We start from the raw sequence: 26,621 nt of genomic DNA on the forward strand, positions 1-26,621 counted from the left end.
ATTAGGATTTAAACTCGTCAGGAATTTCACAAATAGGAATGGGTTGCATTTTATGTTGGTTGGCTGTATTCAATTTCTTATAAAGTTTTAAAACTTCATGTTGTCTGTCAGATAATTCAGAAATATCACCATCAAATTTCATTGCCCATTCCAGCTCATCGTAACTAGCGCCAATCTGGTCTTCGTCCGTTCGATGGTCTCCATGCAGACCATCGGTAGGCTCAGCTTCTTGGATATCATCAATTACGCTTAAACTTTCAGCGAGTTCATAAACTTCACTTTTCATCAAGTCTGCAATAGGACTTAAATCCACACCACCATCACCGTATTTGGTGTAAAAACCAACTCCAAAATCTTCCACTTTGTTTCCTGTTCCTGCTACCAAGTATCCATGAATTCCAGCAAAATAATAAAGAGTTGTCATTCTTAATCTTGCTCTGGAATTGGCAAGAGCAAAATCCTGTAAGTCTTTGTCATCAAGTTCCGGTAAACTTGACTTGAAAGTATCAAAGGTATTGGAAAGGTCAACCTTTACTGAGTTTACATTGGCGAATCTTCCTTCCAGATGTTCAATATGCTTTCTCGCTCTAGAAACCTGAGATTTGTGTTGATGAATAGGTAATTCTACACATAGAGTTGGTTTACCAGTTGTTGCGCAAAGCGCTGAAGTCACAGCAGAATCAATACCGCCAGAAACACCAATTACAAAACCATTTTGTTTGCTTTTTTTCAGATAATCATTCAACCATTCCGTTATGTGGTCAATTGTTTTCTGGGCTTTCATAAGACTAGTTTTAGGCTTTAATACTTACATTTGCATCAAAGATAATTAATCTATTTAGTTACTAAATGTTATCATTAGAAATATGAGGTTTCCTTTAATGTTGTTAAGTCTATTTTTGTTTTTATCAAGTTGTGATAATAATTCAAAATTGAATTCAGAAGCGGAAAATTTAGACATCAATCTTGATGTAGAACGATTTGATCTTCAGTTTGCAAAGACTTCGCCTGATGAACTACCGGCATTAAAATCTAAATATCCCAATCTGTTTCCAAATCAGGTTCCAGACAGTCTATGGATTGCGAAAATGCAAAGTGATTTGCAGCAAGAAATCAATACAGAAGTGCAAAAAGTATTTCCAGATTTTAAGGAAGAAAAAGGAAGAATTGAGCATTTTTTCAAATATGCAAAGTATTATTTCCCAGAGTATAAGATCCCAACTGTATATACTTTAGCGGAGGAAGTGAATTATAAGCAAAAGCTAGTACTTACTGAAGATGCATTATTGATTTCTCTTGATAATTATTTAGGTAATGGCCATAAGTTTTATCAAGGCTTGCCCGAGTATATAGCCTTTCAGCAAGATGTAGAATTTTTAATTTCGGACATAGCTGAAGCTTTTGCAATGCAAAAATTCAATCCCAAGAGGTCTCGAACTTTTTTATCAGATATGATTTATCATGGTAAAATACTTTATTTAAAAGATCTTATGATGCCTTTTGAATCTGATGCTGCCAAGATTTATTATTCAAAAGAACAATTGAAATGGGCAGAAGAAAATGAAACTGAAATTTGGTCTTTTTTTGTTGAACGTAATTTGATTTATTCTACAGACAATCGATTAGAGGACCGTTTCATCAATCTAGCGCCTTATTCTAAATTTTATTTAGAACTCGATAATGAGTCTTCACCAAGAATTGGACAATATATTGGATGGGAAATTGTGAGAGATTATATGGATAAATATCCTAATACAAGCATAAATGAGCTTCTAGAACTCCAATCTGATGTTATTTTTAAAAAATCAAAATATAAACCTTAGTTATGATTGAAAAGAAATCTGAAATCAAAATCAACGTTGTCACCGACGAAAATAGAATACCTGAAAAATTAACGTGGTCTGCGCAAGATGGTGGTATAGATAATGAAGAAGCAAAAGCTGCCTTCTTAAGCATTTGGGATCACAAAGCTCAAGAAACTTTGCGGATCGATCTATGGACAAAAGAAATGCCTGTAGATGAAATGAAAAAGTTTTTTCATCAAATTTTTGTTGGGATGACAGACACTTTCCAGAGAGCTACGGATGACGAGAAAATGACTGCAACAATGAAAGATTTCTGTGATTATTTTGCAGAAAAGCTAGATATCAAAGATTCTAAAGGCGATGCAAAAAAATAAAGCTATAATATTTGTTTATAATGCCAATTCCGGGGTTAATAATTCTTTGCTAGATACCGCTCATAAGTTTTTAAATCCAAAAACTTATGAGTGCAAGTTATGTGAGCTTACCTTCGGTCTTATTTCTGAAAAAAGAAAGTGGAAAGCCTTTAGAAAGCAAAGCGACATCGAAATGGTCTTTTTGCATAAAGATGAATATCGGCGCAAGTTCAAATCAAAATTTGAAAAGCTTTACGATTTGCCAGTTATTTTATATCAAGATAATTACGACTTAAGTCTTCTAATGGGGAAAGATGAGCTTAATCAAATTGAAGAAACCGAAACTTTAATAGAAAAAATTAAGTCTAGAGTATAATTATTTTAAAGTCTCGTTGATCTTTTGAATGTAATCCAAAATCTCATCTCGACCAGTTTTGTTGGCGGATGAAGTGACAAAATAAGGGGGTAATTCTGCCCAGGTTTCTGTTAGTTTTGCTTTATAATCAGCAATGTTTTTGTCTATAGCTTGAGGCTTTAATTTATCTGCTTTGGTAAAAACAATAGAAAAAGGAATGGCATTCGTCCCCATCCATTCTAAGAATTCAAGGTCAATAGGTTGAGGTTCGTGTCTTGAGTCTATCAAGATGAATGTGTTTACGAGTTGCTGACGCTTTTCAAAATAAGCTGTAATATATTTCTGAAATGTTTTTTTCTCCTGTTTGCTGACTTTAGCGTAACCATAGCCTGGTAAATCAACAAGATGCCAATTCTCGTTGATGAGAAAATGATTGATAAGCCTTGTTTTACCCGGTTTGCCGGAAACTTTAGCAAGATTTTTCCTGCCGGTAAGCATGTTGATTAATGAAGATTTACCAACATTACTTCGACCGATGAAAGCGTATTCAGGTAATTGAGAATTTGGACATTTGGTTACATCCGAATTACTCATTACAAACGTTGAGGTTTTAATTTTCATAAATGCAGGTCTTAGAATTTTCTCTTCTCAAGCCAAGCATACAAAATCTCATTAAATTGGTCTGGATGTTCCATCATCGCAGCATGGCCACATTGGTCAATCCAAAATAATTCAGAGTCTGGTAAAAGCTTATCAAAATCTTTAGCCACTTGTGGAGGAGTAACTTCATCTTGTTTTCCCCAGATAATACAAGTCGGCGTTTCCATTGTCGGTAAATCTTTTGACATATTATGCCGAATAGCACTTTTAGCAATAGATAAAGTCCTTATCAGTTTGCTTCTGTCGTTAACTACGCTATAAACGTCATCAATGATTTCTTGAGTTGCTACTTCCGGATTGTAAAATACATCTTGAGCTTTCTTTTTGATGTATTCGTAATCACCACGCTTTGGATAACTTTCACCCATCGCACTTTCGTAAAGACCAGAACTTCCAGTAATAACAAGAGCTTTTACAATTTCAGGGTATAGTTTTGTTGTTAACAAACCTACATGACCGCCAAGCGAATTTCCTACTAAAATGACTTGACCGTAAGATTTAAAATCTATGAATTCCTTGATGTATTTTGTTAGATTTTTGATGTTTGTTTTCAGCAATGGCATATCGTAAAGCGGTAACTCTGGAACGACAACTTTATAACCTTTTTCAGGGAAATAAGTCATAACTCCGTCGAAGTTACTTAACCCACCCATAAGGCCGTGTAAAATGACTATTGGGGTGCCTTCGCCTTTTTCAAAGTATTTAAATTTTCCTTCTTGCTTAATATTTTCTTCCATCAGGTTTTCAGAATTTCAAAAATCAAATATAAAGATATTTGAATAAGAAAAGCCTACAGTTCCTGAGACTTGTCTTTTCAAAATGTAAAAGTGTGTAAATAAGACTTTTAAAACATACATTTTAATAAAATTTCAGTTGTAATCTTCCATTTTTTCTTTAAAAAACAAAATTATATACTTTATCCACAGCAATTTAGCTTCCAGTGAGTTTTTACAACCCTCAGTAATTACTGCTTTCAACAAGTCTTAAAGAGTTCTAAAGGAAAAAGTTATCCACAATGTGGTAGAAAGTGGTAAAAAGTGGTAAAAATTTCGATATATTTGAAATTGAAATCAAACTTGCCATGAATACCCTAATAGGATCTTACGAATGCAAAGTTGACACAAAAGGTCGACTTATGCTACCGTCTGGCTTGAAAAAGCAGATGCTTCCTATTATTGAAGAGGGTTTCGTTTTGAAACGCTCTGTGTTTCAGCCATGTCTGGAATTGTATCCTATGAGTCAATGGAATTTACTCATGGATAAAATGGACGGTTTGAATCGATTCAATAAAAAGAACAATGATTTTATAAGAAAATTTTCCGCTGGCGTGAAAGTGATTGAAGTGGATGCCAGTGGTAGATTATTAATTCCAAAAGACCTTATAAGTTTTGCTGCTATTGAAAAGGAAATAGTGGTTTCTTCTGCGATCAACATCGTTGAAATTTGGGATAAAGAAAAATATGAATCTGTTATTAGCGATTCTGAAGACTTTGCAGATTTAGCTGAAGACGTAATGAATTTTGAAACGAATGAGTGAAGCTTATCACATCCCCGTTCTGCTGAAAGAAAGTATTGATGGCATGTCCATAAAACCAGATGGTATTTATGTGGACGTGACTTTTGGTGGTGGTGGTCATTCTAAAGAAATTCTATCCCGACTCGGCGACCATGGTAAGCTGTACGCATTTGACCAGGATCATGATGCTCAGGAAAACACAATTGAAGACTCGCGTTTTACGCTTATTCAGGCAAATTTCAGATTTATAAAGCGTTTTTTGAAATTAGAAGGAGTCAGAGAAGTGGACGCTATTCTTGGTGATTTTGGAGTTTCTTCTCATCAATTTGATGAAGGAGAGAGAGGGTTTTCTATAAGATTTGATGCTGAATTGGATATGAGGATGGATCAACAGGCCGGGATTAGTGCTTCAGAATTAATAAACACCTACACAGAACAACAATTATCTCAATTGCTATGGCAATACGGGGAAATAAAAATGTCAAGAAGACTAGCTAAAGCTATCGTTGAAGAAAGAGCTGTAAAGCCAATTCAATCTACTTCAGAATTGAATGCTTTGCTTACTCCCTTTTTTCCACCTACAAAAGTGAATAAGTTTTTGGCGCAGGTTTATCAAGCAATCCGAATTGAAGTTAATCAGGAAATGGAGGTCCTTAAAGAGTTTTTACTCCAAACTCCAGACTTAATTAAAAAGGGTGGCAGGTTGAGTTTGATCTCTTACCATTCTTTGGAAGATCGATTGGTGAAGCGATTTATAAGAGATGGTAAATTTTCTGGAGCGCCGGAAAAAGACTTCTATGGAAATATGCTAGTTCCTTTTAAGAAAGTTGGAAAATTAATTACTCCAACCCAAACTGAAATGAAGCTAAACAACAGATCGAGAAGTGCGAAATTAAGAATCGGAGAAAAGTTATAATCATGGCAAATGGTTTAAGTGACATATTAAAAGGTAAATTTTTGGTAAGCGAAGGCGCTTTTACAAATTGGGCTTTTATTGTGTTTTGTGCCCTGTTGGCCATCATAATGATTGCAAGTTCCCATAGTGCTGAGCGAAAAGTATATCAGGTTGCTGAACTCAATCAGCAGTTAAAAGAATTGAGAAGCGAATTTGTTGACACTCGCAAAACTGTGATGCAACAAAAGATGGAGTCTAATGTTGCAAAAAAAATGAAACAGCGCTCTATAGGCTTATCAGATAAACCGCCATATAAAATTTTAGTAAAGTCCAAATAAAATGACGACAGACAAAAGCATTTTAAGGAGGTTTTACATCATAGCTGCAATTTTTGTAGTTGTGTTTTTGATTATGGGTTATAAGCTTTTTGATATTCAGGTAGTTGAAGGTCAAAAATACAGGACTCTAGCGCAGGAAACAGTCTACAGAAACTTCAGCATAGAGCCAAATCGTGGCAATCTCTACGATACTAATATGAACTTGCTAGCGACTTCTGTGCCCAAATATGACATCAGATTTGATGCAGTTACAGTTTCAGAAAGTAATTTTCAGAAACATGCTTCAGCTTTGGCCTCAGAACTTTCTAAGCTACTTGGTAATTCTAAAAGCTATCATCTTCAAAAATTGAAGCGAGCAAGAGAAATCAAAAACAGGTATTTACTTATAGCTAAGCAGTTGGATTATTCAGAATATATAGCTGTACGGGAGTTTCCACTTTTCAATCTTGGGCCTTATAAGGGAGGGTTTATTGCTGAGCAATCCACAGTTCGTGAAAATCCACTTGGAAAAATAGGGGAAAGAACTGTTGGCTTTGGGAATGTAGGTTTGGAGGGTGCCTTTGATGAGTTTTTAAAAGGTAAAAAGGGAAGAAGGCTGAAGCAAAAAATATCTAAAGGTCAATGGAAACCTATAAGTGATGTCAACGAAGTTGAACCTGAAGATGGCTATGATGTTATTTCTACGATTGATGTAAATATCCAAGATGTGGCTCATCATGCATTATTGGAGCAATTAGAACATTTTGAAGCAGACCACGGAAGTGTTGTCGTTATGGAAACTAAAACTGGTGAAATAAAGGCAATATCCAATCTAGGTCGTATTAAAGGCTCTGATAAATATTACGAAAAGCTCAATTATGCTGTTTATGAACCCCATGAGCCGGGCTCGACGTTTAAGTTAATGAGTATGGCAGCTGCTTTAGAAGATAAAGTAATAGATACAAGTACAGTTTTCGATACTGAAAAAGGTATGGTTCAGTTTTTTGATAGAAGAGTCTACGATTCTAAACGTGGTGGGTATGGAAAAATTTCTGCAGCCGAAGCTTTTGAAGTTTCTTCCAATACTGCTTTTGCGAAAATGATTTATGAAAATTACAAAGACCAGCCAGAGCGATTTGTAAACCGTCTCTATAATATGGGGTTAAATGAAAAGATAGGATTAAAAATAAAAGGAGAAGGTAAGCCTCATATTCCTCATCCTCAAGATTCCAATTGGTACGGGACCACACTGCCCTGGATGTCTTTTGGTTATGGTGTTTCTTTAACATCACTCCAGATTTTGACTTTTTACAACGCGATTGCCAATGACGGATTAAAAATCAAACCGAAATTTATCAAGCAAGTAAGAGATAAACACACACTGATTGAGTCCTATTCAGACCCAATAATCGAAGGAAGTATTTGTTCTAAAGAAACTGCTTTGAAACTTCAGGATTTAATGAAGAGAGTCGTAGACAATGGAACGGGTAGCAATATCAGTAATTCTAATTTTTCTATGGCAGGAAAAACAGGGACCTGTCAAACTGAATATTGGATAGAGTCCGGACGATACGTTTCATCATTTGTCGGATATTTTCCTGCTGATGAGCCAAAATACTCATGTATAGTTGTAATTCATAAGCCAAATCCTAAAATTGGCTACTACGGAAGCACAGTTGCAGCTCCAGTTTTTGCTAAAATTGCTCAGAAGATTTTTATCGATACCCCTTTAAAAGATGAAATTTCAAAGGATGCTATCAAAACGAATCTCGCTAATGCTAAGTATGACGATTACTTTGAAATTTCTCAAAAATACAAAACCATAATGCCAGACTTAACTGGTTATCCTGCTATGGATGCCGTTTCAATTTTAGAGAATTTAGGGTTAAAAGTGAATTTGGTAGGCAGTGGCAAAGTTCAAAGGCAGTCAATAAAAAGCGGAACAAAAATTACAAATAACCAAAGCGTAAATTTAATTTCAAGTTGAAAGTTTTAAAAGACATACTATATAAGGTTTCTATTGAATCTGTAAAAGGTTCGACAGCAATAGAGTTGAATCATATTCATTTTGATAGCCGTTTGGTTACAAATCAAGATGTATTCGTTGCTATAAGAGGTGTAGCAGCAGATGGACATATGTTTATTGATGCAGCGATTTCAAAAGGTGCTACAGCTGTTGTTTGTGAAGATCTTCCTTCTGAATTGGCTCCAGAGATTACTTATGTTCAAGTCAAAGATACCAGAGAAGCCTTGGCCTATATGGCATCAAATTTTTACGATAATCCATCCACCAATCTTCAGCTTGTGGGAGTGACGGGAACAAATGGGAAAACTACTGTAAGTTCATTGCTTTATCAGCTTTTTAAAACACTTGGATTCAAAGTGGGTTTGATTTCAACAGTTACTATTAAGGTTAATGATAAGGAGTTTGCTACCAAACTAACAACGCCAGATTCTTTGACAATCAATTCATACCTCAAAATGATGAATGAAGTTGGTGTAGAGTTTTGTTTTATGGAAGTCAGCTCTCACGGAATTGCTCAGCATAGAACTTTAGGACTTGATTTTGCTGGTGGGATTTTCACCAATTTGTCTCAGGATCACTTGGATTACCACAGTTCATTTGCTGAATATAGAGATGTAAAGAAGCGATTTTTTGATCAGTTGTCTAAAGATGCGTTTGCTATCACAAATATTGATGACAGGAATGGTAATTATATGCTTCAGAATACTAAAGCCAAAACTTACGGCTACGGAGTTAAAAACCTTACTGATTATAAAGTCAAAATCTTAGAGAAAAGCTTTTCAGGATTAAAACTGAATATCAATGGTAATGAAGTTTGGTCACGTTTTATAGGAGATTTCAATGCTTATAATTTACTGGCAGTTTATGCAGCAGCAGATTTACTTGATGTGGAACAACTTGAAAATTTACAAACCTTAAGTCAGTTAAAGCCTGTGGATGGGAGGTATCAGCATCATATTTCTGAAACAGGGATTCATGTAATTGTTGATTATGCACACACACCAGATGCGCTGAAGAATGTGTTGCAAACCACCAACGACATCAGAACTCGAAATGAAGAACTTATTACTGTTGTAGGTTGTGGTGGTGATCGTGATAAGACAAAAAGACCACTAATGGGTAAAATAGCTGGTAACTTAAGTACCAAAGTGATTTTCACAAGTGATAATCCTCGCACTGAAGATCCAGATGAAATAATAAATGATATAGAAAAAGGAGTTGAGCCTCAAGATATATTCAAAACTTTAAGCATTACTTCAAGACAACAAGCGATAAAGACTGCTTGCAGTTTGGCTAAAAAAGGCGATATCATTTTGATTGCAGGAAAAGGACATGAAACTTATCAAGAGGTACATGGAAAAAGGTCAGATTTTGATGATTTGAAAATTGTAAAAGAGCTTTTAGCTCAATTTAATAAATAAGATATGTTGTATCACTTATTTGATTTTTTGGAAAGTAATTATGATCTGCCTGGAGCTCGTTTGTTTCAGTATATATCTTTTAGAGCTGCGTCTGCAATTATTCTTTCACTTCTGATATCTACCATTTTTGGTAAACGCATCATCTTATTTCTTCAAAGAAAACAAATAGGTGAAAGCGTAAGAGAGCTTGGTTTAGAAGGACAGAAAGAAAAAGCCGGGACACCAACCATGGGTGGACTTATCATCATATTTTCGACCCTTATACCTGTTTTGCTTCTTTCTCAGTTAGATAACATTTATATCATTCTTTTGATTGTGACTACAATATGGATGGGCGCAATCGGATTTTTGGATGATTATATTAAAACCTTCAAAAAAAACAAAGAAGGATTAAAGGGAAAATTCAAAGTTGTTGGCCAGGTAGGCCTTGGGATTTTCATAGGTGCTGTAATGTATTTCCATCCCGATGTTACCGTCAGATCCGATAATAAAGTAACTACTACCAATAATGTGCAGGTGATTTCTGAAACATCTCCCGAGGAAAAATCAACGACAACGACTATTCCTTTTTTCAAGAATAATGAACTGGATTATTCTAAAGCAATTTCATGGATAAGTGAGGATGCGGCATCGTATGCATGGTTAATATTCATACCTATTGTTATTCTTATTGTGACGGCAGTTTCCAATGGAGCCAATCTTACCGATGGTATTGATGGACTAGCCGCGGGTAGTTCTGCTATTATAGTGCTTACTTTAGGGATCTTTGCCTGGGTATCTGGGAATATCATCTTTTCAGATTATCTCAATGTTATGAATATTCCGAGATCTGGAGAAATGACGATTTTCATAACAGCATTTGCTGGTTCTTTAGTTGGTTTTTTATGGTACAATACTTATCCAGCTCAAATATTCATGGGAGATACAGGTAGCTTAACTATAGGCGGGATTATTGCCGTAATAGCTATTGCTACACGTAAAGAACTCTTAATTCCTATATTATGCGGTGTTTTCTTGATTGAAAATTTATCTGTTATAATGCAAGTTGGCTGGTTCAAATTCACTAAGAAAAAGACTGGAGTGGGGAGACGAATATTTTTGATGGCTCCACTACATCATCATTATCAAAAACTTGGTTTTCACGAATCCAAAATTGTAGTCAGGTTTTGGATTATAGGAATTTTACTGGCCGTTATAACCATTGTCACACTTAAAATCAGATAAATGGAAAAGCTAGTTGTTTTAGGAGGTGGAGAGAGTGGTATAGGAGCTGCAATCCTTGGTAAGGATAAAGGATTCCAAGTTTTCTTGTCAGATTTTTCAAAGATAAAGCCCAAGTTTAAAGCTAAATTAAATTCAGAAGAAATTGAATTTGAAGAAGATGGGCACACCCTATCAAGACTAGAAGCTGTTGATATAATTGTAAAAAGCCCTGGAATATCTGATGATCTTCCGTTAATCCAAAATTTAAGAAAAAGTGGAATCAAGATCATTTCTGAAATTGAATTTGCTTCTTGGTATACTGATGCTAATTTAATTGGAATAACGGGGTCTAACGGGAAGACTACAGTGACAAATATGGTATTTCATATTTTAAAAAATGCTGGTTTATCTGTTTCTATGGCAGGAAATGTAGGTTTCAGCTTTGCAGAACAGGTAGCTAGAAAAAAGGTACATAATTATGTTTTGGAGTTAAGCAGTTTTCAACTGGATGGTATTGATAGCTTTCAGCCACATATTGCTATTTTAACTAGTATAACACCGGATCATTTAGACAGATACCATAATAATTTTCAGGAATATATAGAGTCAAAATTTAGAATTACATTAAATCAAACAGAAGACGATTATCTAATTTATAATAAAGATGATGAAGTAATTACAGGATGGCTGAAGAAAAATTCAGTTCAAGCTAAGTTAGTGCCTTTTACTATGGCAACAATCATAAAGGATCTATCTGCATTCATCAAGGACAACAAAATTAATATCAAACTCAACCAAAATTTATTTACAATGTCAGTAACAGACTTAGCTGTAAAAGGCGACCATAATACAAGAAATGCAATGGCTGCTTCTACCGCTGCTAGATTGCTCAAAATAAGAAAGCAAACAATACGTGATAGCATGGAAAGTTTTCACGGTGTTGAACACAGGCTTGAGCAGTTGGGAAAAATCAACAAAGTAGCTTTTATCAATGATTCTAAAGCTACAAATGTAAATGCTACGTTTTATGCATTAGACAGTATGAATGCTCCTACTGTATGGATTGTAGGTGGTGTGGATAAAGGAAATGCTTATGAAGATTTACTTTCCCTAGTTAATGAAAAAGTGAAGGCAATAGTTTGTTTAGGAATAGATAACCAAAAAATCTATGAGGTATTTAGTAATTGTGTAGATACAATTATTGAGACTCATAATATGGCAGATGCGGTTTCCAAAGCTTATGAACTCACAGAGGAGAATGATGCAGTTCTTTTATCTCCTGCATGTGCAAGCTTTGATTTATTTGAAAACTATGAAGACAGAGGGAGACAATTTAAAAACGCAGTACAAAGCCTTAAAAAGTAAACTATAATGTCAACTGATTCAGGAGTTAAAGAATTTTTCAAAAGCATAAAAGGTGACAAAATGTTGTGGTCTGTAGCCGCGCTTTTGGCTATTTTTTCTTTTATTCCTGTTTATAGTGCTTCAAGTAATCTGGCATATCTCAACGGAGCTAGCGGGAGTACATTTGCTTATTTGGTCAAACATTTCATACATCTAGTGTTAGGTTTTTCAATACTTTATGCAACCCACAAAATTCCCTACCGCTATTTCAGAGGTTTATCCATTATCCTACTACCAATTGTAATCGTACTTTTAATTATCACGTTGTTACAAGGAACAACCATGCAAGGAGCGAATGCCAGTCGGTGGATACAAGTGCCATTGGTTAATTTTTCATTTCAAACTTCAACATTAGCATCAGTGGTTTTGTTGATTTATGTAGCGCGCTATTTATCTAAAATTAAGGATACAGAATACACTTTCAAAGAAACGATTTTACCACTTTGGGTTCCTGTTTTTTTAGTCGTTGGGCTTATTCTGCCTGCAAATCTTTCTACAGCAGCTATCATTTTTTTCATTGTGTTATTACTCACGTTTGCGGGTGGTTATACTTTCAAATATACAGCAGCAGTGGTAGGTTTTGGTATGTTGGCATTGGTTTTATTTGGATTAACGGCCAAAGCTTTTCCGGATTTATTTCCAAACAGAGTGGACACTTGGATCAGTAGAGTAGAAACATTCACTCAGGATGAGCAAACACGTGAACAATATCAAGTTGAGAAAGCTAAAATTGCAATTGCAACTGGTGGGATAACTGGAAAAGGAATAGGAAAAAGTGTACAGCGTAATTTTCTGCCTCAATCGTCATCAGATTTCATTTATGCAATCATCGTTGAAGAAATGGGAATGGTTGGAGGAATAGGTGTGATTTTAGCCTACTTATTTATGTTGTATAGGATAGCTATTATCGTTACAAAATCTGAAACAGCTTACGGCAGATTACTGGTTATTGCAGCTGGGATTCCCATTATATTCCAAGCTTTTGTAAATATAGCAGTGGCTGTTGAATTTTTACCTGTTACGGGTCAAACTCTTCCATTGGTTGGAAGTGGTGGAACTTCCATCTGGATGACGTGTCTGTCATTAGGCATAGTTATAAGTGTAAGTGCAAACAACGAAGTAAAAGCGACAGCTGAAGCCAAGCAAAAAGAAAAAGAAGACAATCTAGCGATTGAAAATCCTCTTGAAGTCCTAAACGAAACGATATGAGTACAAAACGATACATGATTTCTGGAGGAGGAACTGGTGGACATATCTACCCAGCTATTGCTATTGCTGAAGAATTAAGAGAAAGATATCCTAATGCCGAATTTCTGTTTGTTGGTGCAAAGGATAAAATGGAAATGGTAAAAGTTCCAGAGGCCGGTTTCAAAATTGAAGGTTTGTGGATCTCTGGTATTCAGAGAAAACTGACTTTGTCCAATCTTATGTTTCCATTCAAGTTGATGAGTTCAATGCTGAAAGCAAGAAGTCTTGTAAAGAAATTTAGGCCCGATGTAGTCATTGGAACAGGTGGATTTGCGAGTGGACCATTATTAAAAATGGCATCTATTTTAAAAATCCCAACATTGATTCAGGAACAAAATGCATATGCAGGCATCACTAATAAATGGTTAGCTAAAGACGCAAATGCCATTTGCGTGGCCTATGAAGGTATGGAGAAGTTTTTCCCAAAAGAAAAATTAGTGCTCACAGGAAATCCAATACGTAGAGATCTACTTGAAGTGAGAAGCAAAAGAGACTCTGGTCTGAAGCATTTTCAGTTAGATCCTAACAAAAAGACGCTGTTGATTGTCGGTGGTAGTTTAGGCTCACAACGTATCAACGAATTGATAGCTGAAAAAATTTCATTTTTTAAAGATCAAAATCTTCAAGTCATATGGCAATGCGGTAAGCTATACTATGATAGATATGCTTCTTTAGAATTAGAGTCTATTAAGGTCCTCAAATTCATTTCCAAAATGGATTTGGCTTATGCACAAGCAGATATTATTATTTCCAGAGCTGGAGCTGGAGCGGTGAGTGAATTGAGTCTGGTTGGAAAACCGGTAATATTTATACCATCACCAAACGTTGCTGAAGATCATCAAACCAAAAATGCCAAATCTATCGAAGATAAGGAGGCAGCGATAATGTTGAAAGAATCAGATCTGGATGAAAAATTTGAGCCTGTATTTAGTGATTTGATGAATGATATTGAACTTCAGAAAAAACTATCAAATAATATATTGACACTTGCTAAGCCAATGGCTACAAAAGCGATTGTAGACGAAGTGGAACGCATAGAAAAAATAATGAGATGAAAGAGTTAAAGCAATATACACATGTATTCTTGATCGGCATCGGCGGTATCGGGATGAGTGCTTTGGCTAGATATTTCAACCAAAAAGGCTTGATGGTTCTCGGTTATGATAGAACTGAGTCAGCATTGACCAATACCTTATCAGCTGAAGGAATTAATTTAGTTTATACGGAAACTATTAGTAATCAGTTCCAGAATTTATCAAAAGAAACCACGCTTGTTATTTATACACCAGCGATTTCCAATACATCAAAATTTTTTGAATTTTTCAAAAATGAGAATTTTGAAATATATAAACGTTCGTTTGTCTTAGGAGAAATCACAAAGCATCTGCCAACCTTAGCTGTAGCGGGAACTCATGGTAAAACCACAACGTCTGCAATACTGGTTCATATTCTTAAATCTAGTGGAGTAAAACTAACGGCCTTTTGTGGTGGAATCCTTCAAAATTATAAAACCAATTATATCGGTGATGGGGAAGAAGTTGTAGTAGTTGAGGCAGATGAATTTGACAGATCCTTTCTTGAATTACACCCTTCAGCTGCGGTCATAACCTCTATGGATGCAGATCATCTCGATATTTACGAGACCTCACAAAAGTTAGTGGATACCTTTAAGGAGTTTTCGAGATTAGTTCCAAAAGGACATCTTTATGCAAAATTAGGTTTAGACCTTGATGCGCAATTTATTTCAATAGAGGAGGAAGCAGATATTCAAGTCAAAAATATTTCGGTTGAAAACGGAACTTATGTTTTTGATTTCCAGAAAGGAGATATTCGACTTGAGAATTTAGAATTTTCATTACCAGGGCATCATAATTTATTTAATGCCTCCTCGGCCTTGAGTTTGGCTGTCGATTTTTGGCCAGACCTTGCCGATAAGTTTGGAAAAGCTTTGGCTAGTTTTGAAGGAGTGCAAAGACGTTTTAATTACATTTATAAGTCAAGCCATTTTGTAGTGATAGATGATTATGCACATCACCCCAAAGAAATCGACGCTGTTTATCAGGCAATTTCCGAAATGCATCCAGAGAAAAAATCTGTAGTTGTTTTTCAGCCTCACTTATTTTCAAGGACCAAAGATTTTGCAGAAGATTTTGCAGAAAGCTTATCTCAATTTGATGAAGTTAATTTACTGGACATCTATCCAGCAAGAGAGGAACCTATAGAGGGGGTAACTTCTGAATTTCTTCTGAATTTAATACAGCATCCATTAAAACAGTTGATCACTAAAAATGATATTCAAAATAGAATAAAGAGAGCCAAAGATGAAGTCATCGTTTTGCTCGGTGCCGGAGACATAGGAGTAGAAGCAACTAAAATTTCAAATTATTTGCATGAAAGCATTTAAACTACATAACATACGATTGATTTTGATCTTGGGAGTTCTTTTCTTCTTGGTGGGCTTTGCAAATCATCGCCAAAAGTCGAAACCTGTAAAAACTCTAAAGGTTGAATTGCTAGATGCGTCTAAAATTTTCATTACTGAAGTTGAAGTCGAAGCGCTATTGAATGAAGTTTTAAAAGCAAATGGCGATTCATTGATAAATGAAAATCGTCTGGCCACTTTTGAAAATATTTTGGATGCCAACGAAATGATAAAATCCTCTGAAGCATATTACACCTTAGATGGAACACTTTCAGCGAAAATTATTCAAAGAGAACCCATTGCCAGGATTAGGGATAAGGGGTTTTACTATCTGGATGCCGAGGGTTTGGCGATGCCATTATCTGCAAACTACTCACCTAGAGTGCCTTTGGTCTCGGGAGTCAGCCCAAATGAGCTTAAAGAAGTTTATCCACTTTTGGTTAAAATAGAGGCCGATGATTTTTTAAAAAAACATATCATTGCAATCCGAAAAAAATCAGAAAAAAACTTCGTTTTGGAGGTGAGAGACAGGGAATATTTAGTCAATTTTGGTCAAATTTCTTATCTTGACAAAAAGTTGACAAACTATAAAGTTTTTTATTCAAAAGCTTTGGAATACAAGAAATTGGATGACTATAAACGCATAGATTTGCAGTTTGGTAATCAGGTAGTATGTACAACAAAGTTATAATCTACAAAGATGGAAGAAGATAATATTGCAGTAGGCTTAGACATTGGGACAACAAAGATTGTTGCTATGATTGGTCGCAAAAACGAGTATGGAAAAGTAGAGATCTTAGGCATTGGTAGAACCAAAAGTTTAGGTGTGCATCGTGGCGTCGTGAATAATATAACTCAAACTATACAGTCTATTCAGCAAGCTATCCAGCAAGCAGAAGCAAATTCTGGTATTGATGTAAGTGGAGTAACAGTAGGAATTGCAGGACAACATATAAGAAGTTTACAGCATAGTGATTACATCACAAGAAATGATAACGAAGAAGTTATAGAAGATGAGGATATCGACAACTTATGCAATCAAGTTCATAAGCTGGTAATGTTACCAGGCGAAGAAATTATTCATGTTTTACCACAAGAGTATAAAGTCGATGGACAATCCGAAATTATGGAGCCAAGGGGTATGTCTGGCGGACGCTTGGAAGCCAACTTCCACGTAGTTGTAGGACAGATTTCGTCTATTAGAAATATTGGAAGATGTGTTAAGAATTCTGGATTGGAACTCAATGGTATGACATTAGAACCGCTAGCATCAGCAAATTCAGTATTAAGTCAGGAAGAAAAAGAAGCAGGTGTTGCATTAATTGACATAGGTGGTGGAACAACAGATTTGGCGATTTTCAAAGATGGAATTATAAGACATACTGCAGTTATTCCACTTGGAGGTAATGTGATTACTGAAGATATCAAAGAAGGTTGTTCGATCATAGAAAAGCAAGCTGAATTACTCAAAGTGAAATTTGGTTCGGCATGGCCTGGAGAAAATAAAGAAAATGAAATAGTTTCTATTCCTGGATTGAGAGGAAGAGAACCTAAAGAAATATCACTTAAGAATTTATCTAAAGTGATTCATTACAGAGCAGTAGAAATCATAGATCAGGTTTATTTAGAAATTAAAAACTATGGACATGATGAACAAAAGAAAAAATTAATTGCAGGTATAGTTATTACTGGTGGAGGTGCTCAATTAAAGCACTTGAAGCAACTGGTAGAATATGTTACTGGAATGGATACCAGAATTGGTTATCCCAACGAGTATTTAGCAGGTGAAACCGATAAAGAAATTGCAAGTCCACTTTATGCCACAGCAGTTGGCTTGGTTATGGACGGATTGGAACGTAAAGCTCTTGATAAAGCTGAACGCGAAGAACTGGAAGAAGAGCAACAACCTGTGAACGCAGAGCAACAAGCAGAGACTGCTTCAGAAGAAAATGTAGATGGAATTACAGAAGATTCTCATGGGGTAGATGAGAAACAGGAAGTTCCAGAACAACCCAATCAACCAGCCCGACCTAGCAGAAATGTAGTCGAAAAATGGTTTGATAAATTAAAAGATTTTTTAGATAACGCAGAGTAAGAAGTACACCATCCAAAATAAAGAATTATGAGTCAGCAAGAATTTGAAAATATCTCATTCGATCTCCCAAAAAACCAATCCAACGTGATCAAAGTCATTGGAGTAGGCGGTGGAGGTTCTAATGCCATCAATCACATGTTTAGTCAAGGCATTAAGGGCGTTGACTTTGTGATATGTAATACAGATGCACAAGCACTAGAAAATAGTCCGGTCCCAACCAAAATTCAGCTAGGGGTTGACCTTACAGAAGGACTTGGTGCAGGCGCAAACCCAGATATTGGTAAACAGGCAGCAGAAGAAAGCAGGGAAGACCTCAAAGGCTTATTAAGCACCAATACCAAAATGGTATTTATCACTGCAGGAATGGGTGGAGGTACAGGAACTGGTGCAGCACCTGTAATTGCGAGACTTGCAAAAGAAATGGACATTCTTACGGTAGGTATCGTCACTATTCCATTTCAGTTTGAAGGACGTACAAGAAATGAACAAGCTCAGTTAGGTGTTGAAGAACTAAGAAGTAATGTTGACTCACTTATAGTTATCAATAATAATAAACTGAGGGAAGTGTATGGAAATTTAGGCTTTAAGTCAGGTTTTTCAAAAGCTGATGAGGTTTTAGCCACTGCTTCCAGAGGTATTGCTGAAGTTATAACACATCACTACACTCAAAACATTGACTTACGTGATGCCAAAACAGTTTTGAGCAATAGTGGAACTGCTATTATGGGCTCTGCAGTAGCTTCTGGAACCAACAGGTCTCAGATAGCTATCGAAAAAGCACTGGACTCTCCTTTGCTGAATGATAATAAGATTAAAGGAGCGCAAAATGTTTTATTACTTATTGTTTCAGGAACCGATGAAATCACATTAGATGAAATTGGAGAAATAAACGACCACATTCAGGCTGAAGCTGGAAATAGCGCAAACATCATCATGGGTGTAGGTGATGATGAGAGCTTGGAAGATTCTATTTCAGTAACCGTAATTGCTACGGGTTTTAATACTGAGCAACAGGATGAAATCGTCAATACTGAAACTAAAAAAATTATCCACACGCTTGAGGATGATCAGCGTATCGAACAAAACCTCTCTACTGGCAGATTCAAAAAGCAGTCTTCTATAGATATTCCTCAGTCTAGGAGACAAAATCCAGAAGATAGGGATCAATCTAAAGTTGTACATAACTTAGATTCTGAAGACGAGTCTAAAGACAAAACACCAGAAACAGATCAAGCGAATATAAACCATCTGGATGTAGATTTTGAAATTGTAAATGCTCACGAAGATGATTTTGAAATCATTGAGGATAGTCCTGTAAAGGAAGAAGAAAATTCATCTGGAATGTTGAGTTTTGATTTTTCTGAAGACGATGAGAACGAAGATCAACAACCTCAATCTGTAAAAGATATTGAAGTCAATGAGCCAGAAGAGGTAAATTCTTTCAGAAAACATTCAACTCCTGAAGTGAAAAAATATGATTTATCTGAGTTCATGGATGAAGAAGAACCAAAGCCTTCGTCTAGCAAACCAAAACCTAAATCTAAGGAAGAGCCGGAAGAAGTTAAATTCACAAGGCGAACTGTTGAATCTTCACAAACAGAAAGAGAGAGTAGAGATGAAATAGATCCTATGAATACTCCATTGTCCGAGCTTGCTTCAAGAGCAGCAGAACGAAAGGCTAAAATGAAACAATTCAATTATAAATTCAGAAATACTAATAATATTGATGAAATTGAAAAACAACCCGCATATAAAAGAGCTGGTATTGATTTGAATAGCGATCGCTTTGAGGGAAATTCACTTTCTAGAACAAGTGTGGAAGGCGATAAAGACAATTTAAATTTTAGATCCAATAACTCTTTTTTACATGATAATGTAGACTAAACTAAGAGACTATTTTAAATTATAAAGACCAGCGTTATGCTGGTCTTTTTTTTGCTCCTGAGTTTTAACATACCAAGTTTTGTTAACATAATGTTATTAATTAGATTGCGAACCTAATTTAAGAAAACAACTAATGATTCACAATTATTTTAATCGTATTGCTTTGGTATTTTTATTATTTACAGCTTTCGTTTCACATTCTCAAACGGAAATTCAAAAGCAAAGAATTACCTCAAAGTATAACATTACTTTGCTCAATCAATTATCAAATCAATTTTCTTCTGAATCCTCTCTTCAAAATAATAGAATGATAAAAGAGGCTAATCGTCGAAATTTAGAACTTTCACTTTATCTAAAAGATGGGAGTTATGCTGAACTTCAAAAAATTGAAGAAGATGGAAGTCCTATTTACTATCAAACCTATAATGTAGATGCAGCTCGTTCCACAAGAACAGACCATCTAAATATTGGGGGCTCATCAGGTTTCAATTTAGATGGTCAAGATATGGTTGCTTATGTATGGGATGGAGGTCACGCAAGGAGTACACATCAAGAATATCAAAATCCTTTAGGCAATAGTCGAGTTACTGTAATGGATGAGGCTTCAGAAGGACTTGAGCTAAATTTCCATGCAGGTCACGTAACAGGGACAATTATAGCTAGTGGCGTTGTTCCAGATGCTAAAGGGATGGCTCCGCAAGCTAGTGTAAACGGCTATAAATGGAATCAAGATCTATCTGAGGCTACAGCTGCTGCAGCAGAAGGGATGCTTATTTCAAATCATTCTTACGGATTTAGAGCTGATTTAGTTCCAGATTATTACTTTGGAGGATATATATCAGAATCAAGAAACTGGGATATATTACAATATAATGCTCCATATTATCTTATGGTTGTTGCTGCAGGTAATGAAGGAACTTCTTCATACAATAGCTCTCCTCTTGACCCAACTAATTCCCAATATGATAAACTAACTGGACACTCAGTTTCAAAAAATAATTTGGTTGTTGCAAGTGCTAGAGACGCTAATGTAACAGACGATGGAGAGTTAAACTCAGTTTTAATTAGCAATTTTAGTAGTCAAGGGCCTACTGATGATTTTAGAATAAAGCCAGATATAGCTGGTAATGGTCAAGGCGTTTATTCTACCTATGCTAATGGTGATTCATCATACAATTCTATTTCTGGAACATCAATGGCCTCTCCTAATGTTGCTGGTAGTGCGCTATTGTTACAACAACATGCTTTTAATTTATATGGAAATTATTTAAGAGCAGCAACGCTTAAAGGCTTAATTTTACATACAGCGGATGACGCTGGAATGAACGGTCCAGATGCTATCTTTGGGTGGGGTTTAATGAATGCTAAGAGAGCAGCAGAAACAATGCAGCGTAAAGATAATGGTGTCATTATAAATGATTTGTCACTTTTGCCAGGGCAAACTTACACCTTAGAAGTAGAGAGCAATGATGTAGATGATCTTATAGCTTCTATTTCATGGACTGACCCTGCTGGAACCTCTACAACTGAAATAAATTCCAACGATCCAAAATTGGTTAATGATCTTGACATTGTTGTAGAGCAAAATGCTACAGAATATTTACCTTGGAGACTTATAGGTGTAAATATTAACGAAAAAGGAAACAATACAAGAGATCCCTTTGAAAGGGTTGATATTGAAAATGCTTCAGGTACATATACTATAACTGTTAGTCATAAAGGAGATCTTACAAATGAGCAACAAAACTTCTCATTAATTGTGACAGGTCTTTCTTCTGAGCCTGTGGTTTGTGAAGCACTCCCCCCTTCAGGAATAACTGTTGGCGGACTTTCTTCTGAGATGGTGTCTTTATATTGGGACAATGCTCCAGGTGGAGAGTATGACTTCAGATATAGAGAAGAAGGAGCGACCAACTGGACAGAATCTTCACTACAAACCAACGCAATTAACTTAAACGGACTTACTGAATTGACAACTTATGAGTACCAAGTCAGGACTAGATGTGTAACAGAAAACACTTCTTCGGATTATTCTCAGTTGGGTACTTTTACAACTGAAGAATTTATTTTAAGCTATTGTAACTCTCAAGGAGAAACAACTGACGATGAATTCATCTCAAGAGTGAGACTAAATGGTATTGATAATGAATCTGGAGCTGGTCCTGGCTACACAGATTTTACAAATGTTACTACAGATTTAGTAGTAGGGGAAACTTACACTATTACTGTAAACCCACAGTGGGCAGGAACAGTTTATTCTGAAGGTGTAGCAGTTTGGATTGATTTCAATCTAAACGGAGACTTTACAGATTCTGATGAATTAATTTTTTCTAGTAGTCCTTCAATTGACTCAGAAGTGTCAGGGTCATTTACTGTTCCTGCTGGTGCAGTGGAAGGTGAAGTTCTTAGAATGAGAGTTTCTATGAAATATGATGGAGTTCCTTCTTCTTGTGAGAGTTTTACATGGGGAGAAGTTGAAGATTATTCAATCAATCTTCTTCCAGCAGGTAGTTGTAATTTGCTTCCTCCTAGTGGAGATGTAAACCAAACTTTCTGTAGTGAACCATTACTAGAAGAAATTATTTTAGACTCTCAAAATGTTTCTTGGTATAATCAAAGCGTTGGTGGGACAGCATTGGATCCAAACTACATTACTTCAAATGGAGAGATCCTTTATGCTGCAGCTATCGACGGACAATGTGAGAGCGAAGAAAGATTTGCTGTCACTATAAATATTGGAGACGCTGAAGGACCAATGCCAACTCAAGAAATACTAGATGATGTGATTGGGCAGTGTGAAGTTGCAGAGTTAGCTGCGCCTAATGCAGAAGATAATTGCGATGCAGGTGAGATCACAGGAACTACTTCAGTAGAATTGCCAATTACAGAGACCACAGTAATTACTTGGCAATTTGAAGATAGCTCTGGAAATGTTTCTACTCAAACACAAAATATTATTGTTGAGGATACTGAAAATCCAGAAATAATAGTCAATGAAGATATAGTTTTGGAACTAGACGAATCCGGTTTTTCAGATTTAACTATTGATACTGTTGATAATGGTTCTATTGATAATTGTGGAATTGAAAGCCAAGTCTTAAGCCAAGTTCAATTTAATTGTGACGATTACGATAACCAAGTAGATTTTACATCAGTAATTTATACTATAACAGATGTTAACGGGAATGAATCGAGCGTTATATTCAACATTACAATTACAGATCCACTTTCAGCATGTACACTAAGTTCTAATGTTTTTGATAGTGCAGATATCGGTCTTTATCCAAACCCTGTAAGACAAACTTTATTCTTAGAATTAGGAACTTCACAGATATCTGTAGATAAAGTTAAAGTTTACGACATGAGAGGTAAGCAATTAATGACACTAAGCATTAAAGAAAATAACGCTTCTATAGATGTTTCATCATTAGCCTCTGGAAACTATTTCTTAATAATGTCTTCTGGAAAAGACAGTTTAACTAAAAGATTTATTAAGAAATAAATATCAACTAAATAATCTGAAATTATAAAACCCGCATCTTATGATGCGGGTTTTATGTTTTGCTATGTGGCCCCGTCATGACCTAGCGATACGCCAAAAACATAGTGTAATTAAAACATCAGTAAAGAATAGTTAAGCTAGGCAAACTTAAAAATTGAGGCATGACATACAAGCAAGATCAATTATCATCCTATGGCTTAGAAAATATTAACTTTAATTGGGAGAACATATCCAAAGAATCTATAGCAAAAACACCAGAAAAAAAATACTTGAACTTGAGGCTATGTGAAGTTGCTTGTAAAGCAGAAAACTAGAGCCGAATACCTTTCATAACCTGCTTACAAAAAAGTCATCATCTTCTATATGCTAATAGATATTGCTGAAAAGGAGTATAACATCCAAATCAGAAATATGACAAATTCGAGTAATCAAAAGCTTCAAAGAAGAACAAAAAGATACTGTAATCTCAGCCTGTTAAGTACACGGTTGTAGACAGGTTATAGATTTCAAAAATTAGAGCATACAAACAATCTATCTTACAACAAGTTATTGTTCTAAACCCTAAGATTCGTACTGTTATGACAAGGCTTGGCGCAAGAAAGCTCTTTTATTGGGAAAGCTTACATAATTCAAATTTTGAATTTTAGGAAAGTTTATTAAAATTAAAGTTAGAACCTTAAATGAGAGAAGACTGAGAAAATGACAAATATAAAGACAGCAATTGCTGTAGAAACAAATCATATTTTTTAGAAACGTCTTCCGATTCACTTTTGTAATTACTTATCATTTGAGACTGGTCATTTGATACATGTCAAATATATGATCAGCTCCATAACTTATTTCGTTTCTTTTATATAAGCATTGACGCGTTCTTTTAAAATTGGTAAAGTAACCACACCTTGCTCTAAGAGAATTTCATGAAATTCTCTTATGTCGAACTTTTCTCCGAGTTGTTCTTCAGCTTTGATTCTCAGCTCTCTTATTTCTATTTCACCGATTTTATAAGAGACTGCCTGTCCGGGCCAGGAAATATAACGATCAACTTCAGTATTGATATTATGTATTGAAAGCGCTGTATTTTTTGTAAAGTATTCTACAGCCTGCTCCCGTGTCCAGCCCATGGCATGTATGCCTGTATCAATAACTAGTCTGCACGCACGCCATTGTTCATAAGTTAGTTTTCCAAAACGCTCATAAGGTGTGGTATAAATTCCCATTTCGTCTGCCAAAAATTCTGAATATAAACCCCAGCCTTCACCATAAGCTGATAAATACATGTTTCTACGGAATTTTGGGATGCTGTCCCCGAGTTCTGCATTCAATGCGTTTTGCAAATGGTGTCCCGGAACAGCTTCATGAGCCGTTAAGGAAGGCAGCACATACAGCGGACGGTTGGGTAAATTGTAAGTGTTCACCCAATAATACCCAGGTTGCGTATCATTGGAAGCACCAATATATCTTCCGGTAGTATACTTAGGCGCAATGGCATCGGGAACTTTGGCAACACCATAGGGTTTTCTTGGTAAAGTTTTGAAGTAAGCAGGTAGTTTGGCATCAATCTGTTTAGCAATATCGCGTGCTTCCTTTAGAAGTTCATCTCCGGTTTTCGCGTAAAACTGCTCGTCGTTTCTTAAAAATGCGATGAATTCATCCAAATTACCGTCAAATTCTACCTCTTTTAGTATAGATTTCATTTCAGAATTGATACGCTTTACTTCTTTTAAACCTATAGAATGAATTTCTTCTGCTGAAAGGTTTAAAGTCGTGTAATAATTCAGTCTGTTTTGATAGTAAGCTTCACCTTGTGGGCTGTCCGAAACTCCTAAAGTGGTTTTTGTTTTAGGTAAATATTCTGTTTCAAAAAAGGTTTTGATGCGTTTAAATTCAGGAATTACATTTTTTTTAATAGCAATTTTTGCCACTTTGATGACGGAGTCTTTTTGGCGTTGAGATAGAGTAGAGGGTAGATTCTCAAAAGGTTCATAGAAATAACTATCTTCAGGTCGGTCGACAATTTGCGAATTGTAAGTGGACTCATAACCCTCAAAAATAATACGAGGTTGTGTAATGCCTTCACCTAAACCTTTGCGAAGCAAGATAAAATGTTGATCGACATAAGCTGGGATAGCGTTTAGTTTATCTAGATATGATTTTACTTGATCATAAGTGTTGAGATCTCTCACTTGATAAGATAAGCTAAGATGAAAACCTGAATCTGATAACAGCGGATTCAAAAATGCTCTATAGGTATATTGATCTACCGTTTCCTGTAATTTGAACTTTAAAAGCTTTAATGAAATATATTGTGTTTCTTTAAGGTGAGCAGTATCAATTTCTGCTAAATCCTCTAAAAGTTTTTCTGCAAAATCAGCTTCTTGCTTGTAATAGGCTTCTGTGTAAAGTCCTAACGGGTAGTTTTCTTGATCGTAGGCTTTGTGGTTTTGGTAAGTTGAAATTATGGAATCCAAGTTTTGGCTTTGGCTTAAAGCTGAAGCTGACACTAAAAATAAAACTGTAAACGATAGGAAATTGTTCATTAATTTTTTTTTGAAATTAGCATAAAATCAAATATACAGAGAATCAATATGAGGTGTGTACAACCTTAATAAGAATAATTTAATTTTTAGAATCGGATTTGCTGTGTTTTAATTATTCCTATGTTAGTTTTTAAAATGAAGAGAATTTTATTACTAATAAACTGGAATTTTACTTTTCACTCAAAACCGAAGTATAGAATTGAAGAATATTTTACAAACGTATATCAAGGCTGGTTTCATTTTTAATCCTTAATTGAAGTGGAGAAACTGTACCTTTATCCAAAATCACTGCTGTTTGTGCTAGAGCACGCCCGGTAAATGCTGCATCTGTTTGTAGGTTAATTTCAGCCATCGAATACCTTTGAAGTTTGATCTAGCTCCAAAATTAACTTCACGGGCAACTTGCCAGAAAATATTTTCAGCTTTTTCACTACCGCTCAATGTAATATTTACATCTGTGCTCACTGTCAGGTCATCTTCAATTTCGAAAATCCGTACTTCTGATGAATGTCCAGATATGACTAAGTCTGTAGGAACGATAATTGTATTTGTCCATTTATGAAATCCAGTTATGAATGTTGTTGCAGCTGGGCTTATTCCCATATTCCCTGAAATTTCAGATGCAGGACAATTATTTATTGCTGTTTTTGCGAGAACAACATACTCTCCAGAGGATTTTAAGTTAATCTTGTTCATTCCTGTGCTTTTAATTCCTGTTATAATTTTCTATTCATAACCAGAAGTAAGTATAACACCTGTTTTATTTTTTACAGAATTTGTAAAAAGATGCAGTATATTCAGTATTCTTTATAAATTATAAGCTATACTTCAAAAGCTTAATTTTTAATTTTTGACACTGCTCTGCTGGTAGATCCTCTTAAATTTCGATAGTTCCCAAATCTGATTTACCGAAATACAATCTGAGGTTATTAAGTTCTTCTTGCATAATCATTTTACAACGAAGGCTAACCATAGACT

The 26,621-nt window shown here is 35.5% G+C and carries 23 protein-coding genes; 18 read left to right on the plus strand and 5 right to left on the minus strand.

The window, feature by feature from the left end:
* Window position 1: 1 nt before the first annotated feature.
* Window positions 2-784, minus strand: coding sequence for an NAD(+) synthase (nadE, locus tag ACFQ0R_RS12905; protein ID WP_379658791.1), 783 nt, complete (start codon window positions 782-784; stop codon window positions 2-4).
* 82 nt (window positions 785-866) lie between these two features.
* On the opposite strand from nadE, the gene gldB reads away from it, so the two are divergent.
* Genes gldB through ACFQ0R_RS12920 form a run of 3 tightly spaced genes read left to right on the plus strand, consistent with a single transcriptional unit; the run spans window position 867 to window position 2,534 of the window.
* Window positions 867-1,823 carry a gliding motility lipoprotein GldB gene (gldB, locus tag ACFQ0R_RS12910; protein ID WP_379658792.1) on the plus strand — a complete coding sequence of 319 codons (957 nt, stop codon included), beginning with the start codon at window positions 867-869 and terminating at the stop codon, window positions 1,821-1,823.
* A 2-nt stretch (window positions 1,824-1,825) separates the two neighbouring features.
* On the plus strand, window positions 1,826-2,179 hold the full coding sequence (gene gldC / locus ACFQ0R_RS12915) for a gliding motility protein GldC (RefSeq protein ID WP_379658793.1): 354 nt from the start codon (window positions 1,826-1,828) through the stop codon (window positions 2,177-2,179).
* The gene (locus ACFQ0R_RS12920; protein WP_379658794.1) at window positions 2,166-2,534 is read left to right on the plus strand and encodes a GTPase; all 369 of its coding nucleotides are present in this window, start codon (window positions 2,166-2,168) and stop codon (window positions 2,532-2,534) included. The genes gldC and ACFQ0R_RS12920 overlap by 14 nt, the downstream gene beginning before the upstream one ends.
* On the opposite strand, the gene yihA is transcribed toward ACFQ0R_RS12920, so the two are convergent.
* Both yihA and ACFQ0R_RS12930 read right to left on the minus strand, forming a co-directional pair.
* A complete protein-coding gene (yihA, locus tag ACFQ0R_RS12925) occupies window positions 2,535-3,134 on the minus strand; it encodes a ribosome biogenesis GTP-binding protein YihA/YsxC (RefSeq protein ID WP_379658795.1) in 600 nt (199 codons plus the stop codon).
* A gap of 11 nt (window positions 3,135-3,145) precedes the next feature.
* Window positions 3,146-3,910 carry an alpha/beta fold hydrolase gene (locus ACFQ0R_RS12930; protein WP_379658796.1) on the minus strand — a complete coding sequence of 255 codons (765 nt, stop codon included), beginning with the start codon at window positions 3,908-3,910 and terminating at the stop codon, window positions 3,146-3,148.
* Between the two features lie 344 nt (window positions 3,911-4,254).
* On the opposite strand from ACFQ0R_RS12930, the gene mraZ reads away from it, so the two are divergent.
* The 15 genes from mraZ (at window position 4,255) to ACFQ0R_RS13005 (ending at window position 23,420) form a co-directional block, all read left to right on the plus strand.
* Window positions 4,255-4,710: a division/cell wall cluster transcriptional repressor MraZ gene (mraZ, locus tag ACFQ0R_RS12935; RefSeq protein ID WP_379658797.1), complete on the plus strand. Its 456-nt coding sequence runs from the start codon at window positions 4,255-4,257 to the stop codon at window positions 4,708-4,710.
* Window positions 4,703-5,605 (plus strand): 16S rRNA (cytosine(1402)-N(4))-methyltransferase RsmH, encoded by a 903-nt coding sequence (gene rsmH, locus ACFQ0R_RS12940; RefSeq protein ID WP_379658798.1) that lies wholly within the window; start codon window positions 4,703-4,705, stop codon window positions 5,603-5,605. The genes mraZ and rsmH overlap by 8 nt, the downstream gene beginning before the upstream one ends.
* 2 nt (window positions 5,606-5,607) lie before the next feature.
* Window positions 5,608-5,922, plus strand: a complete 315-nt coding sequence (locus ACFQ0R_RS12945; RefSeq protein ID WP_379658799.1) for an FtsL-like putative cell division protein — start codon at window positions 5,608-5,610, stop codon at window positions 5,920-5,922.
* A gap of 1 nt (window position 5,923) precedes the next feature.
* Window positions 5,924-7,888, plus strand: coding sequence for a penicillin-binding protein (locus tag ACFQ0R_RS12950; protein ID WP_379658800.1), 1,965 nt, complete (start codon window positions 5,924-5,926; stop codon window positions 7,886-7,888).
* Window positions 7,885-9,348: a UDP-N-acetylmuramoyl-L-alanyl-D-glutamate--2,6-diaminopimelate ligase gene (locus ACFQ0R_RS12955; protein ID WP_379658801.1), complete on the plus strand. Its 1,464-nt coding sequence runs from the start codon at window positions 7,885-7,887 to the stop codon at window positions 9,346-9,348. The genes ACFQ0R_RS12950 and ACFQ0R_RS12955 overlap by 4 nt, the downstream gene beginning before the upstream one ends.
* A 3-nt stretch (window positions 9,349-9,351) precedes the next feature.
* The gene (mraY, locus tag ACFQ0R_RS12960) at window positions 9,352-10,572 is read left to right on the plus strand and encodes a phospho-N-acetylmuramoyl-pentapeptide-transferase (protein ID WP_379658802.1); all 1,221 of its coding nucleotides are present in this window, start codon (window positions 9,352-9,354) and stop codon (window positions 10,570-10,572) included.
* Window positions 10,573-11,916 (plus strand): UDP-N-acetylmuramoyl-L-alanine--D-glutamate ligase, encoded by a 1,344-nt coding sequence (murD, locus tag ACFQ0R_RS12965; RefSeq protein ID WP_379658803.1) that lies wholly within the window; start codon window positions 10,573-10,575, stop codon window positions 11,914-11,916.
* Between the two features lie 6 nt (window positions 11,917-11,922).
* Complete coding sequence (locus tag ACFQ0R_RS12970; protein ID WP_379658804.1) at window positions 11,923-13,164, plus strand: FtsW/RodA/SpoVE family cell cycle protein; 1,242 nt, start codon at window positions 11,923-11,925, stop codon at window positions 13,162-13,164.
* On the plus strand, window positions 13,161-14,258 hold the full coding sequence (murG, locus tag ACFQ0R_RS12975) for an undecaprenyldiphospho-muramoylpentapeptide beta-N-acetylglucosaminyltransferase (protein ID WP_379658805.1): 1,098 nt from the start codon (window positions 13,161-13,163) through the stop codon (window positions 14,256-14,258). Before ACFQ0R_RS12970 ends, murG begins: the two co-directional genes overlap by 4 nt.
* Complete coding sequence (gene murC / locus ACFQ0R_RS12980; RefSeq protein WP_379658806.1) at window positions 14,255-15,607, plus strand: UDP-N-acetylmuramate--L-alanine ligase; 1,353 nt, start codon at window positions 14,255-14,257, stop codon at window positions 15,605-15,607. Before murG ends, murC begins: the two co-directional genes overlap by 4 nt.
* The gene (locus ACFQ0R_RS12985) at window positions 15,594-16,316 is read left to right on the plus strand and encodes a cell division protein FtsQ/DivIB (protein WP_379658807.1); all 723 of its coding nucleotides are present in this window, start codon (window positions 15,594-15,596) and stop codon (window positions 16,314-16,316) included. Before murC ends, ACFQ0R_RS12985 begins: the two co-directional genes overlap by 14 nt.
* Before the next feature lie 9 nt (window positions 16,317-16,325).
* Window positions 16,326-17,720 (plus strand): cell division protein FtsA, encoded by a 1,395-nt coding sequence (ftsA, locus tag ACFQ0R_RS12990; protein WP_379658808.1) that lies wholly within the window; start codon window positions 16,326-16,328, stop codon window positions 17,718-17,720.
* A 27-nt stretch (window positions 17,721-17,747) separates the two neighbouring features.
* Window positions 17,748-19,604, plus strand: coding sequence for a cell division protein FtsZ (gene ftsZ, locus ACFQ0R_RS12995; protein WP_379658809.1), 1,857 nt, complete (start codon window positions 17,748-17,750; stop codon window positions 19,602-19,604).
* A 133-nt stretch (window positions 19,605-19,737) separates the two neighbouring features.
* The gene (locus ACFQ0R_RS13000) at window positions 19,738-23,106 is read left to right on the plus strand and encodes a S8 family serine peptidase (RefSeq protein WP_379658810.1); all 3,369 of its coding nucleotides are present in this window, start codon (window positions 19,738-19,740) and stop codon (window positions 23,104-23,106) included.
* A gap of 161 nt (window positions 23,107-23,267) precedes the next feature.
* A complete protein-coding gene (locus tag ACFQ0R_RS13005) occupies window positions 23,268-23,420 on the plus strand; it encodes a hypothetical protein (RefSeq protein WP_379658811.1) in 153 nt (50 codons plus the stop codon).
* A 522-nt stretch (window positions 23,421-23,942) separates the two neighbouring features.
* Here ACFQ0R_RS13005 and ACFQ0R_RS13010 read toward each other — a convergent pair.
* Entirely contained in the window at window positions 23,943-25,643 is a 1,701-nt protein-coding gene (locus ACFQ0R_RS13010) for a DUF885 domain-containing protein (protein WP_379658812.1), read from the minus strand.
* A gap of 300 nt (window positions 25,644-25,943) precedes the next feature.
* Window positions 25,944-26,339: an ice-binding family protein gene (locus ACFQ0R_RS13015; protein WP_379658813.1), complete on the minus strand. Its 396-nt coding sequence runs from the start codon at window positions 26,337-26,339 to the stop codon at window positions 25,944-25,946.
* Window positions 26,340-26,621 lie beyond the last annotated feature (282 nt).

It is taken from the genome of Psychroflexus salinarum, from assembly GCF_042677225.1.
GTDB lineage: Bacteria > Bacteroidota > Bacteroidia > Flavobacteriales > Flavobacteriaceae > Psychroflexus > Psychroflexus salinarum.

Bases quoted from the DNA above. Each gene is read 5' to 3' on its own strand.
- nadE (WP_379658791.1), bottom strand. From the start codon at position 784: ATGAAAGCCCAGAAAACAATTGACCACATAACGGAATGGTTGAATGAT.
- gldB (WP_379658792.1), top strand. From the start codon at position 867: ATGAGGTTTCCTTTAATGTTGTTAAGTCTATTTTTGTTTTTATCAAGT.
- gldC (WP_379658793.1), top strand. From the start codon at position 1,826: ATGATTGAAAAGAAATCTGAAATCAAAATCAACGTTGTCACCGACGAA.
- ACFQ0R_RS12920 (WP_379658794.1), top strand. From the start codon at position 2,166: ATGCAAAAAAATAAAGCTATAATATTTGTTTATAATGCCAATTCCGGG.
- yihA (WP_379658795.1), bottom strand. From the start codon at position 3,134: ATGAAAATTAAAACCTCAACGTTTGTAATGAGTAATTCGGATGTAACC.
- ACFQ0R_RS12930 (WP_379658796.1), bottom strand. From the start codon at position 3,910: ATGGAAGAAAATATTAAGCAAGAAGGAAAATTTAAATACTTTGAAAAA.
- mraZ (WP_379658797.1), top strand. From the start codon at position 4,255: ATGAATACCCTAATAGGATCTTACGAATGCAAAGTTGACACAAAAGGT.
- rsmH (WP_379658798.1), top strand. From the start codon at position 4,703: ATGAGTGAAGCTTATCACATCCCCGTTCTGCTGAAAGAAAGTATTGAT.
- ACFQ0R_RS12945 (WP_379658799.1), top strand. From the start codon at position 5,608: ATGGCAAATGGTTTAAGTGACATATTAAAAGGTAAATTTTTGGTAAGC.
- ACFQ0R_RS12950 (WP_379658800.1), top strand. From the start codon at position 5,924: ATGACGACAGACAAAAGCATTTTAAGGAGGTTTTACATCATAGCTGCA.
- mraY (WP_379658802.1), top strand. From the start codon at position 9,352: ATGTTGTATCACTTATTTGATTTTTTGGAAAGTAATTATGATCTGCCT.
- murD (WP_379658803.1), top strand. From the start codon at position 10,573: ATGGAAAAGCTAGTTGTTTTAGGAGGTGGAGAGAGTGGTATAGGAGCT.
- ACFQ0R_RS12970 (WP_379658804.1), top strand. From the start codon at position 11,923: ATGTCAACTGATTCAGGAGTTAAAGAATTTTTCAAAAGCATAAAAGGT.
- murG (WP_379658805.1), top strand. From the start codon at position 13,161: ATGAGTACAAAACGATACATGATTTCTGGAGGAGGAACTGGTGGACAT.
- murC (WP_379658806.1), top strand. From the start codon at position 14,255: ATGAAAGAGTTAAAGCAATATACACATGTATTCTTGATCGGCATCGGC.
- ACFQ0R_RS12985 (WP_379658807.1), top strand. From the start codon at position 15,594: ATGAAAGCATTTAAACTACATAACATACGATTGATTTTGATCTTGGGA.
- ftsA (WP_379658808.1), top strand. From the start codon at position 16,326: ATGGAAGAAGATAATATTGCAGTAGGCTTAGACATTGGGACAACAAAG.
- ftsZ (WP_379658809.1), top strand. From the start codon at position 17,748: ATGAGTCAGCAAGAATTTGAAAATATCTCATTCGATCTCCCAAAAAAC.
- ACFQ0R_RS13000 (WP_379658810.1), top strand. From the start codon at position 19,738: ATGATTCACAATTATTTTAATCGTATTGCTTTGGTATTTTTATTATTT.
- ACFQ0R_RS13005 (WP_379658811.1), top strand. From the start codon at position 23,268: ATGACATACAAGCAAGATCAATTATCATCCTATGGCTTAGAAAATATT.
- ACFQ0R_RS13010 (WP_379658812.1), bottom strand. From the start codon at position 25,643: ATGAACAATTTCCTATCGTTTACAGTTTTATTTTTAGTGTCAGCTTCA.
- ACFQ0R_RS13015 (WP_379658813.1), bottom strand. From the start codon at position 26,339: ATGAACAAGATTAACTTAAAATCCTCTGGAGAGTATGTTGTTCTCGCA.